Here is a 9,566-nt window from a genome sequence, read left to right on the forward strand (position 1 = left end):
GGCTGGGCCGGGGCGGGGACGCTCCCGCCGCCGCCCTCCGCCCCGCCGGGCTCCGGCCCGGGCGGCGGGGGCGGTCAGGGCGAGAGCCGGCCGCTCCAGGCCGTGGCCGTCGGCCTGCTGAACCTCTCGTGCCTCGGGCTCGGCTACGTCCTGCTGCGCCAGTGGATCGGGGCGGCGGTCTGCTGGGCCGCCACGGCGGCGCTGCTGCTCCTCGCGCTCCCCGCGGACGCGGACGGCGTGCCGCTCGGCGTGCTCGTCGGGTACGGCGCCGCGCTGCTCGCCGTCGCCGCCGCCGGAGCCCTGCGGGGCCTGCGGGCGAGCCTCTCGGTGGGGGCCGCGGCCCGGCGCCTGGTGCTGCCGCTCGCCGTCGTGCTGCTCGCCGTGCCGGCCGGTGGCGCCGTCGCGTACGGCTCGGCCCGCGACGAGGCCAGGGAGGAGGCGTTCCAGCAGTCCCTGCTGGCCCGGCTCGCCACGGCCGACGCGCTGGTGAAGGCCAAGGAGGGCAGCCGCTTCGAGCTCGCCGAGAGCGACTACACCACCGCGCTGGACACGTACGAGAAGCTGGCGCTCGACCACCCGGGCTCCCGGGCGGCGAAGCTGGTGCCGGAGCGGCTGGACGCGTACGTGACGTCCGTGTCGAAGCCGTACACGGACAAGAAGTACTGCGACGCGGTCGACCCGCTCAAGCACCTGCGCGGGCTCCCGGACACCGTGGACGCGAAGGTGCTCGGGGACCGCGCGGACGGCTTCGACGAGCCGCTGGCGCAGTCGCTGTACGAGTGCGGCGCGGGCGAGCTGGGCCGGGAGTCGACGGCGGCCGCCCACGAGGCGTTCACCGAGCTGGCCGCGACCTTCCCGGAGTCGGTGTACGTCGGCCGGACCGAGAAGCTGGTCGGCGACGGCCTGCGGAAGGCGGCGGCCCCGCTCTCCGACGGCAGCGCGTCCGACCCGTGCGCCACCACCGAGGAGGTGCGGACCCGGCGGTCCGGCGTCGCCGGTCTCAAGGGCTACGAGCTGAGCGGGCCGGTGGCGGACGCGGACCGGGCGATCCAGAAGGGCGTCTTCTCCTGCGGCACCAAGCAGTTCCGCGACGAGGAGTACTCCGACGCCGTGAAGACGATGGACCAGTACGCCAAGGACTATCCGAAGAGCCCGCAGACCGCGCACGCCCGGACGATCTCGATCGCCGCGCAGATCGCGGACCACGAGCCGGCCGCCGGGAAGAAGCTGCCGTCGGCGACGGTGCCGGGCGGCTCCCGCATGCCGATGGTGGTGAGCAACGACGGCAAGGACGCCGTCGAGCTGCTCTACACGGGCCCGGTCACCGGGAAGATCACCCTCAGGGCCTGCGGCACGTGCACCAACTACGGCGGCATCCGCGGCGCCGTCGACCCGGACGCCAAGCCCTGCGGGGGCGCGTCCTCGAAGTACCCGAAGGCGACGCTCCAGCTGCCGGCGGGCACGTACCACTTCCTCCAGCGGCGGGCCGGCGGCGGCTTCGCGGTGGCCGGTGAGACCAAGAGCAGCAAGGCCGAGATCGAGCCGGGGTACACCTACACCAACTGCCTGTACGTGACGTCGGGCCTCTGACCGGGAGGGGTCAGTACCCGTCCACGATCCGGTCCACGGCCGCCGCCACCAGCGCGTCCCGCTCCTCCTCGGTGAAGACGTCGGGGAGGGTGAGCTGCTCGACGATCAGCCAGTTCAGGGTGAGGATCAGCAGCTTGACGGAGGTGGCGTCGCCGGGGAGGCCGGAGGACTCGTGGAAGGCCACGTTGGCCGCGACGTCGGCCCGCACCCGCTCGGTCAGGATCGAGCGGAGCGCGGGCCGGCGGGTGGCCTCCAGGCGCAGTTCCAGCAGGGCGAGGTAGCCGGTGCGGAAGGCGGAGATCCGCCCGACCAGCTCGCGCATGATCCGGGTGTACGTCTCCTTGTCCCGGGGCGCCGTGCGGGTCTCCTCCACGGCCGCCTCGTCGGGCTGGAGCCGTTCGTAGACCCGGGCGCCGGCCTGGGTGAGGAGGTCGTCGCGGTTGGCGAAGTAGTTGGAGGCGGTGCCGGTGGGCACGCCCGCCTCGGTGTCCACCGCGCGGAAGGTCAGCCCGCGGGCGCCCTCCCTGGCCAGCACCTCGATCGCGGCGTCCACGAGCGCGGCGCGCCGCTCGTCGTTCCGTCTCGCCATGACACCACTCCGCTCGTAGTACTACACCTTGACCCCTTTGCGTAGCCTACGCGTCCCCCGCGATGAGTTTCCGCCGCCCGGGCAGTCATCACTGCGGAACACCCGAACGAGGAGGACCCCCATGACCGCCGGCCCCCGGCCCGCACCCCAGCTGCTGAAGGTCCAGAACTTCAACGTCTCCGCCGACGGCGTCGCCGCCGGCGAGGACCAGACGCTGGAGCGCCCCTTCGGCCACGTCGACCCGGCCCGGCTCTTCGCCTGGGCCGGAGCCACCGCCAGCTGGCCCAACCGCACCGACCCCGGCGGCAGCCGCGGCCTCGACGACCACCTGGTCCGCGACTTCCACCACAACATCGGCGCGGAGATCATGGGCCGCAACAAGTTCGGCCCCCAGCGCGGCGCCTGGCAGGACGAGGAGTGGAAGGGCTGGTGGGGCGAGGAGCCGCCGTTCCACACCCCGGTCTTCGTCCTCACCCACCACCCGCGCCCGTCCTTCACGCTCTCCGACACCACGTTCCACTTCCTCGACGCCGACCCGGCGACGGCCCTGGAGCGCGCGAAGGAGGCGGCCGACGGCAAGGACGTCCGCCTCGGCGGCGGGGTGACGACGGTCCGCGCGTTCCTGGACGCCGACCTCGTCGACACCCTCCACGTCGTCGTCTCCCCGGTGAAGCTCGGCACCGGCCTCAGGCTCTGGGACTCGCCCGAGGAGCTGACCGACCGCTTCCACCTGGACGTCGTCCCGAGCCCGAGCGGGGTCACCCACCACCTCTTCTGGCGGAAGTGACCCCGGGACGGCCCCGCCTCAGGCCGTGCGGCGCAGCACCCGCAGCGAGTCCGTGACCGAGACCTCCTCGAAGTCGCCGGACTCCAGCGCGCGCAGGTAGATCCGGTACGGCGCCTGCCCGCCGTCCGCCGGGTCCGGGAAGACGTCGTGGATCACCAGCAGGCCCCCGGGGGCGACCCGGGGGGCCCAGCCCTCGTAGTCGTTGGTCGCGTGCTCGTCCGTGTGCCCGCCGTCGATGAAGACGAGCCCCAGCTCCCCGCCCCACACCTTCGCCACCTGCGGGCTGCGCCCCACCACCGCGATCACGTGGTCCTCCAGGCCTGCCTTCCGCAGCGTCCGCCGGAAGGTCGGCAGCGTGTCCATCGCGCCGACCTCCGGGTCCACCACCGTCGGGTCGTGGTACTCCCACCCCGGCTGCTGCTCCTCGCTGCCCCGGTGGTGGTCCACCGTCACCGCGACCGTGCCCGCCTCCCGCGCCGCGTCCGCCAGCAGGATCGTCGAGCGCCCGCAGTACGTCCCCACCTCCAGGAGCGGCAGCCCGAGCTTCCCGGCCTCGGCCGCCGCCGCGTACAGCGCCAGGCCCTCGCCGACGGGCATGAAGCCCTTGGCCGCCTCGAAGGCGGCGAGGATCTCGGGACGGGGCTCGGACATGGCGGTCTCCTACTGGCGAGTAGTACGTCGGTACGGGCGCCCATCGTGCCCTACCCGTCGCACTCGAACCACACCGTCTTCCCGTCCCTCCGCTCCTCCACCCCCCACCGGTCCGTCACGCCCTCCACCACCGCGAGCCCCCGCCCGCACTCCGCCGTCACGTCCGGCACCTTCGCGTGCGGCGCGCCGGCCACCCCGTCCGCGACCTCCACCCGCAGCCCGTACGGCTCCCGAAGGAACAGCACCGAGCAGCGCCGCCCCGGCACGTGCCGCACGACGTTCGCGACCAGCTCCGTCAGCGCCAGCTCCGCGGAATCGGACACCCGGTCGAGCGCCCAACGCGTGAGGAACACGCGCAGGATGCGACGCATGTGACGGGCCGAGTGCTCACCCACGGTGAAGCCCATCCGGTAACTGGCCTCAAGTGCCGCGGGATGCAAGTCTGTTGGTTCGTTCATGCCCCCAGCCTGGAGCGGTTTCGTTACGCTCGGCTACGGACTGAACGCAACGCCTCCGCGCGTACGCTTTGGGGGGTGACCTCTTCATGGTCAACATCCGCAGCCTCGACCCCAGCGCCTCGCCGCTGGACTACTACGGCTACGAACTCCGCCGCCTGAGAGAGGAGGCGGGGCTCAGTCAGTCGCAGCTCGGCGACATCCTCTTCTGCACCGGCTCGCTGGTGGGCCAGATCGAGACGGCGAGAAAGGTCCCGACGAGGGAGTTCTCGGAGCGGGTCGATGCGGCGCTGATGACGGGCGGGCTGTTCACGCGGCTGGTGGGGCTGGTGTTGAAGAGCCAACTGCCTTCGTGGTTCAGGCCGTACGCGGAGATGGAGGCGAAGGCGACGTACATCTACTCGTTCCAGGCGCAAGTGGTGGACGGCCTGCTACAGACCGAGAACTACGCTCGGGCCGTTCTGAGCGTCAGGTTCGAGAGCGATCTCGATGGTCTGGTCGCTGCCCGTATTGAGCGCCAGCGGATCCTGCAGGGCGTGCAACCGCCTCTGCTGTGGGTCGTCATGAGCGAGGCCGCACTACGCCAGGAGACCGGCGGGCGGGAGGTGATGCGAGAGCAACTGGCCCACCTGTTGGAAATGCAGGAGCACGAGTGGGTGAAGATCCAGATGCTCCCCTTTGAAGTCGGTGCACACGCCGGCCAGCCGGGTTCCTTCAACCTCCTCCGCTTCTCGGACGACCCCGACCTCGTCTACACCGAGGACTTCGTTCAGGGGCATATGACCGTGGATTCAGCCGCGTTCAAGCAGGGGTCGCTCCGTTACGATCACCTCCGAGCGGCCGCTCTCTCGGTGGAAGACTCGTCCGCGCTGATCACCCGCGTCATGGAGGAACACTATGGAGACCAACCGAAACCTGGCGGGAGCGCGCTGGCGTAAGTCTTCGTACAGCTCCGACACGGGCGGCCAGTGCGTCGAGTGCGCTCCCCTCGGCACCGCCGACTGGCGTAAGTCTTCGTACAGCGGTGACAACGGCGGCGACTGCATCGAGGTCGCCGACCTCTCCGCCCACATCGCCGTCCGCGACTCCAAGAACCCCGAGGGCCCCGCCTTCCTGGCGAGCCCGGCCGCCTTCACGGCCTTCGTGCGCGCCGCCGTCGAGGGGCGCGTCGGGCGCTGACCCCGTGGTGACCCTCATAGGGATGCTGATCCTCGCCGTCGTCCTGCCGACGTGGGCGGGGATCACGTACGTCGGGATGGTGCGGGCCCGCCGGGAGAACGGCGGGCTGCCGCCGGCGCCGCGCCCCAAGCGCACCCCCGCCAAGAAGGCCGCGTGGCTCGCCGTCCTGGCCTACCTGCTCGGCGGGGCGCTGCACCTGTACGGGCTCTCGTACATGCCGTTCCTCCAGCCGGAGGACGCCTGCTGGTTCAAGGCGGGGCTCATGAGGGAGCCCGACTCCAGCAGCGCGCTGCCGGTGAGCCTGGTGTGCGCGGGGGAGGAGATCGTCCCCGTGTGGGTGAATCCGGGGCTGCTCGTGCTCGCGGTCACCGCCGTCGGCGCAACCGGCGCGTCGGTGGTGTTCGCGGTCAGGAACCGCCGCCGCCGGTAGCGGAGAGGCGGAAGGTCCAGGTGTCGACGGTGTAGCGGGCCGGATCGGCGGCGTGGGGCTCCGCGACGGTCGCGACGAGGCGGTCGTCGCCGTCGCGGCGGAGGGAGCGGATCGTCCGGCTGTCCCTGACGGGCGCCAGCTCGGCCAGGACGGAGGAGCCGAGGTCCCGGTCCACCGCCCGGAGCACGGGGCCGTCCAGGACCAGCACCGTCCCGTCCGGGAGGACGACCGGTTTCGGGGGCAGCGAGTCGGTCAGGGCGGGGCCGGGGGTGACGACGCCGCCGGGGAGGAGCCGCACGACGCGGTTGCCGGTCGGGGTGCGGCGGTCCGCCTCGACGACGCGGACGCCCGTGCCGACGATGTAGTGGCCGTACGAGGGCCACAGGTCCGTCTGCGCGCCGTCGCGGTCGTACGCGCGGGTCTCGAAGATGCCGTAGCCCTCCAGGCCCAGCAGGAAACGGCCGCCGCCGTACGCCGCCCCGCGCTCGCCGCGCAGCTCGGCGACGAGCCGGCCGTCGGCGAGGTCCAGGAGGTGGGCGGGGCCGAGGAAGCCCCAGGGGGTGTACTCCAGCGAGTCCGTCGTGACGAGGACCCGGTCGCCGGAGACGTGCGCGGCGTTGGGGCGGCCGGAGAAGGTGTGGGTCCAGCGGGTGCGGCCGTCCGCGCCGGTCACGCGGACCGCGCCCTCGGCGCCGTGCACGGCGAACTCGCCGCGTCGGGCCAGGGGTTCGCCGGGACGGCGGGCCGGCTCGTACGGCGGACGCCCCTCCTCCTGCTGATGGTCGACGACCTCCGCGCGCCACGCACCCCTGTTCGCCATGGCGGGAGGGTAGCGCCCGCGGGGCCCCGGCGTCGGCGGCCGATGCCGGGGCGGCAGCCGGATCAGCGGCCGTCGAAGAGGTGCGCGAGGGGCGTGGGGGCGAGCCGCAGGGCCTCGAACTCGGCCCGGCAGCCGTCCCCGACGGGCGACTGCGCCCCGACCCCGACGCGTACGGCCCCCGGGCCGCCGAGCGCGAACTGCCGGACCAGGGCCCAGACGCGGCCGTCCTCGGAGGAGTGGAAGGCGAGGCGGTCGCCGGTCCGGCTGATCCGCAGCCACAGCGCGTCCACGGCGACCGGCGCGGCGATCGCGTCGTCCGAACGGCCCCGGGTCACCACCGAGTACACCCCGGCGGCCCCGTCGGGCGCCCGCTCGAACGTCAGCTTCGCCCAGTGGTCGTCGTCCCCCCACACGACCAGCGCCCCGGCGTCCCAGGCGTCCGCGAAGCCGACCCGCAGCCGGGCCGACAGCTGCCAGTCGCCCTCCGGCGGCACGGTCAGCGCCAGCGCGGCGTCCTGCCGCCGGGAGCCGTCCAGCGGATCGGTGAACAGGTCGGTGCGGGCGGCGGCGGTGACCGTCAGGACGTCACCGTCGAAGGACCAGGACGCGGGCGGGACCACCCAGTCCAGGGAGAGGGGCAGGGCATCGGTTTCGGAGGACATGGCCCCATGATCGGGCCCCACCGCCCCCGGAGCCGCACCGGCGGCGGAGGATCCAACAACCCGCACGGAAGTCCAAGCGGGCGGCCCTCACGGCAGGTCGGCGCGCCCCAGCCACGTCGGCCGCACCGGCACCCCGTCCGCGTCCCGGGCGGCCGTGTCCACCACCGGCTCCTCCACCGGCCCGGGCTCCGGCTCCGGCTCCGGTTCAGGGGCGGGTGCGGCGGAGTCGACCAGCAGCTCCGCCACCGTGAACCGTGTGACGAAGGACTGCCAGGCTCCGTCCACGACGAGCAGGAACCCGTCCCCCTGCCGGAGGAGACGGCTGCGCCGGGGGCTCAGGGGATGCGAGGGCGCATAGCTCCGCGCCCGCCGCTCCAGCTCCGCCAGGGCTTCCTCGCGCGACCCGGTCACATGCGCCACCACGGTGGCCTCCACGTGCTTCCGCTCGCCCATCCCCACGGTCGTCTCTATGACCAGGCCCCACGTCGGCACGTCCATCGAACCCCCCGCTGTCGTCAGGAGATCCACCGTAGTCGCCCGAGCCGGCCGGGACCGGTCGGAGGTCAGGCCCCCGCCAGCATCCCCCGCAGCTTCCGCACCCCCGCCTTCCACTCCTCGCCGTCCGACTCCTCCCACAGCTCCAGGAGTTCGGACGGCTCGGCCAGCACCCGGTCCAGCGCGGCGACGGCCTCCGCCCGCAGCTCCTCCGGCAGCACCCCCAGCGGCTTCTTCGGCCCGTACGACGTCGTGACCGGCTCCCCGCCCGGGCACTGCGCCGCCACCAGCGCCGCCGAGGCGATCGCCTCCATGGAGAAGTCCGCGTCCAGGTACTCCTCCCCGGTCCCGGTCACCTCCCGGAACGCCGCCCGCAGCACCTCCGCCTTCTTCCCCTCGTCCGCCTCGTCCACGCGGTACGAGAAGTCCGCCGCGGTGTCGTTGTCGAACGGCCCGATGTCCCAGGTCCCCATGGCGCGCACGCCCTCTCTCGGTAGTGATGCCCGTCTGTCGCCATCGTGGCAGCGGCCACTGACAACGGCCCGCCCCCTACTCGGGTAGGGGGTGGGGAATGGCACCGTGGGGTGAGGTGGGTGAGGGGTGGTCGGCCCTACTGTCCCGGGCGTCGGCGGATGGCCGGCGGACGACCGGACAACGGGGGACAGGACATGGCTGCTCGGCTCTCACGAGGTGTGCGCGGCGGCCCGGCGGGGCTCCTCCGGCGGGCCGGACGCGCGGCGGTGCTGCTGCCGGTCGCGGTGGCGACCACCGGGCTCGTCGCGGCGGGGCGGGCGGACCGGGCGGCGGAGTGGTGGGCCCGGATCGGGGGCGAGGACCCGGCGGCGGTGCGACGGCCGGGTGCGGGGCGGCTCCTCGGCCACGCGCTGGTGTGCGTGCCGCTCGGGCTGATCGCCCTCGTGCCGGTCGGCGTCGAGGTGCTGTCCGTGCTGCGCGGCCTGCTCTACCCGCTGGTCGAATCCGGGCCGTACGACCACTCCTGGGGCGGGCCCACGCTGGCCGGGGCCTGGGCCGCGCACTTCCTCGTCGCCCTCCCGTTCGCGGCCGCCGGACTCGGCGTCCTGGCGCTGCTGCACCGGCTGCACCACCGGCTGGCCGGCCGGCTGTGGGGGCGGAGGGTCGGCGCCGGGCCCGTCCTCGTCACGCTGGTGACGGCGCTCGCCTGCGCCGTCCTGGTCGTCGCCTGGACCCACCAGCTGTGACCCTCAGTCGCCCCGCACCCGCGCGTGGAGGTGCATGTCGTGGGGGCCGTCGTCGTGGACGGCGGCCCTGCGCTTGGTGCCCTCCAGGAGGTAGCCGGCCTTCCGGGCGACCCCGCAGGACGCGTCGTTGAGCGTGGAGTGCTCCAGCTCCAGGCGGTGGAAGCCGACCCCGTCCAGCGCCCAGGAGGAGACCGCCGCCAGGGCACGGGTGGCCACTCCGGCGCCCCGGGCGGCCGACAGCACCCAGTACCCGACCCAGGCGACGCCGTCGTCGAAGTCCAGGCCGCGCAGCGCGATCCGGCCCAGGACCCGCCCGCCGTCGCCGGTGACCGCCCAGTGCGCGCCCCGCTCCCGCTCCCAGTCCCGCCGGTAGTCGTCGAACCACTCCACGACCTGCGCCTCGGAGGTGGGCCGACGGGTGTGCCAGCGGCGGAGCGCCGGGTCCTCGTAGGCGGAGAGGAAGACCAGCGCGTCGGCCGCCTCCCACGGGCGCAGCAGCAAGCCGTCGGCGGGGAGCCGGGGTTGGGCGGAGGCGGCGAGCGAGCCGGGCTCGATCACGGGCGGAGTCGACAGGGTGCGGGTCATGGTCCCCATGATCGCTCCGCCGCGTGAGCGCGTGCCGGTCACCGGCCCTCAGTTGGCGTGGGCGGTGATGTCGCCGAGGGCGGTGGTGGCGCGGACGGTGAGT

At 73.7% G+C, this 9,566-nt stretch carries 14 protein-coding genes; 6 read left to right on the plus strand and 8 right to left on the minus strand.

What is annotated here, in order from left to right:
* Positions 1-1,590 (plus strand): hypothetical protein (locus IE321_RS39290; protein ID WP_308439755.1); only part of this gene is annotated, 1,590 nt, incomplete at its 5' end.
* 10 nt (positions 1,591-1,600) lie between these two features.
* Here the strand turns inward: IE321_RS39290 and IE321_RS39295 are convergent.
* Positions 1,601-2,179, minus strand: a complete 579-nt coding sequence (locus tag IE321_RS39295; RefSeq protein WP_190226454.1) for a TetR/AcrR family transcriptional regulator — start codon at positions 2,177-2,179, stop codon at positions 1,601-1,603.
* A 121-nt stretch (positions 2,180-2,300) separates the two neighbouring features.
* On the opposite strand from IE321_RS39295, the gene IE321_RS39300 reads away from it, so the two are divergent.
* Positions 2,301-2,966: a dihydrofolate reductase family protein gene (locus tag IE321_RS39300; protein WP_190226455.1), complete on the plus strand. Its 666-nt coding sequence runs from the start codon at positions 2,301-2,303 to the stop codon at positions 2,964-2,966.
* 18 nt (positions 2,967-2,984) lie between these two features.
* Here IE321_RS39300 and IE321_RS39305 read toward each other — a convergent pair whose 3' ends face one another.
* On the minus strand, positions 2,985-3,617 hold the full coding sequence (locus IE321_RS39305) for a class I SAM-dependent methyltransferase (protein WP_043229551.1): 633 nt from the start codon (positions 3,615-3,617) through the stop codon (positions 2,985-2,987).
* A gap of 50 nt (positions 3,618-3,667) precedes the next feature.
* Positions 3,668-3,970, minus strand: coding sequence for an ATP-binding protein (locus IE321_RS39310; protein WP_308076656.1), 303 nt, complete (start codon positions 3,968-3,970; stop codon positions 3,668-3,670).
* A gap of 191 nt (positions 3,971-4,161) precedes the next feature.
* On the opposite strand from IE321_RS39310, the gene IE321_RS39315 reads away from it, so the two are divergent.
* From IE321_RS39315 to IE321_RS39325, 3 genes are read left to right on the plus strand one after another with little or no spacing between them, the layout of a single operon-like run.
* Positions 4,162-5,010 (plus strand): helix-turn-helix domain-containing protein, encoded by an 849-nt coding sequence (locus IE321_RS39315; RefSeq protein ID WP_190226456.1) that lies wholly within the window; start codon positions 4,162-4,164, stop codon positions 5,008-5,010.
* Positions 4,970-5,251 carry a DUF397 domain-containing protein gene (locus tag IE321_RS39320; RefSeq protein WP_190226457.1) on the plus strand — a complete coding sequence of 94 codons (282 nt, stop codon included), beginning with the start codon at positions 4,970-4,972 and terminating at the stop codon, positions 5,249-5,251. Before IE321_RS39315 ends, IE321_RS39320 begins: the two co-directional genes overlap by 41 nt.
* A gap of 22 nt (positions 5,252-5,273) precedes the next feature.
* Positions 5,274-5,681, plus strand: coding sequence for a hypothetical protein (locus tag IE321_RS39325; RefSeq protein WP_190226458.1), 408 nt, complete (start codon positions 5,274-5,276; stop codon positions 5,679-5,681).
* Here the strand turns inward: IE321_RS39325 and IE321_RS39330 are convergent.
* The 4 genes from IE321_RS39330 to IE321_RS39345 all read right to left on the minus strand — a co-directional run bounded on the left by IE321_RS39330 (position 5,659) and on the right by IE321_RS39345 (position 8,131).
* Positions 5,659-6,501, minus strand: a complete 843-nt coding sequence (locus tag IE321_RS39330) for a hypothetical protein (RefSeq protein ID WP_190226459.1) — start codon at positions 6,499-6,501, stop codon at positions 5,659-5,661. The genes IE321_RS39325 and IE321_RS39330 overlap by 23 nt on opposite strands.
* 62 nt (positions 6,502-6,563) lie before the next feature.
* The gene (locus IE321_RS39335; protein ID WP_190226460.1) at positions 6,564-7,163 is read right to left on the minus strand and encodes a DUF1349 domain-containing protein; all 600 of its coding nucleotides are present in this window, start codon (positions 7,161-7,163) and stop codon (positions 6,564-6,566) included.
* A gap of 87 nt (positions 7,164-7,250) precedes the next feature.
* A complete protein-coding gene (locus tag IE321_RS39340) occupies positions 7,251-7,661 on the minus strand; it encodes a hypothetical protein (RefSeq protein ID WP_190226461.1) in 411 nt (136 codons plus the stop codon).
* A 65-nt stretch (positions 7,662-7,726) separates the two neighbouring features.
* Complete coding sequence (locus IE321_RS39345; protein WP_190226466.1) at positions 7,727-8,131, minus strand: DUF4259 domain-containing protein; 405 nt, start codon at positions 8,129-8,131, stop codon at positions 7,727-7,729.
* A gap of 195 nt (positions 8,132-8,326) precedes the next feature.
* Between IE321_RS39345 and IE321_RS39350 the strand changes: the two genes are divergently transcribed.
* Positions 8,327-8,878 (plus strand): hypothetical protein, encoded by a 552-nt coding sequence (locus IE321_RS39350; RefSeq protein ID WP_190226462.1) that lies wholly within the window; start codon positions 8,327-8,329, stop codon positions 8,876-8,878.
* A gap of 3 nt (positions 8,879-8,881) precedes the next feature.
* Here the strand turns inward: IE321_RS39350 and IE321_RS39355 are convergent, their stop codons facing one another.
* The gene (locus tag IE321_RS39355; protein WP_190226463.1) at positions 8,882-9,463 is read right to left on the minus strand and encodes a GNAT family N-acetyltransferase; all 582 of its coding nucleotides are present in this window, start codon (positions 9,461-9,463) and stop codon (positions 8,882-8,884) included.
* Positions 9,464-9,566: the final 103 nt, after the last annotated feature.

The sequence above is a fragment of the Streptomyces hydrogenans genome (assembly GCF_014656075.1).
Taxonomy (GTDB): domain Bacteria; phylum Actinomycetota; class Actinomycetes; order Streptomycetales; family Streptomycetaceae; genus Streptomyces; species Streptomyces hydrogenans.

Excerpts from the sequence above, each read along its gene's own strand:
- IE321_RS39320 (WP_190226457.1), top strand. The coding sequence starts at position 4,970 with ATGGAGACCAACCGAAACCTGGCGGGAGCGCGCTGGCGTAAGTCTTCG.
- IE321_RS39350 (WP_190226462.1), top strand. The coding sequence starts at position 8,327 with ATGGCTGCTCGGCTCTCACGAGGTGTGCGCGGCGGCCCGGCGGGGCTC.
- IE321_RS39330 (WP_190226459.1), bottom strand. The coding sequence starts at position 6,501 with ATGGCGAACAGGGGTGCGTGGCGCGCGGAGGTCGTCGACCATCAGCAG.
- IE321_RS39340 (WP_190226461.1), bottom strand. The coding sequence starts at position 7,661 with ATGGACGTGCCGACGTGGGGCCTGGTCATAGAGACGACCGTGGGGATG.
- IE321_RS39345 (WP_190226466.1), bottom strand. The coding sequence starts at position 8,131 with ATGGGGACCTGGGACATCGGGCCGTTCGACAACGACACCGCGGCGGAC.
- IE321_RS39300 (WP_190226455.1), top strand. The coding sequence starts at position 2,301 with ATGACCGCCGGCCCCCGGCCCGCACCCCAGCTGCTGAAGGTCCAGAAC.
- IE321_RS39335 (WP_190226460.1), bottom strand. The coding sequence starts at position 7,163 with ATGTCCTCCGAAACCGATGCCCTGCCCCTCTCCCTGGACTGGGTGGTC.
- IE321_RS39355 (WP_190226463.1), bottom strand. The coding sequence starts at position 9,463 with ATGACCCGCACCCTGTCGACTCCGCCCGTGATCGAGCCCGGCTCGCTC.
- IE321_RS39295 (WP_190226454.1), bottom strand. The coding sequence starts at position 2,179 with ATGGCGAGACGGAACGACGAGCGGCGCGCCGCGCTCGTGGACGCCGCG.
- IE321_RS39325 (WP_190226458.1), top strand. The coding sequence starts at position 5,274 with ATGCTGATCCTCGCCGTCGTCCTGCCGACGTGGGCGGGGATCACGTAC.
- IE321_RS39315 (WP_190226456.1), top strand. The coding sequence starts at position 4,162 with ATGGTCAACATCCGCAGCCTCGACCCCAGCGCCTCGCCGCTGGACTAC.
- IE321_RS39305 (WP_043229551.1), bottom strand. The coding sequence starts at position 3,617 with ATGTCCGAGCCCCGTCCCGAGATCCTCGCCGCCTTCGAGGCGGCCAAG.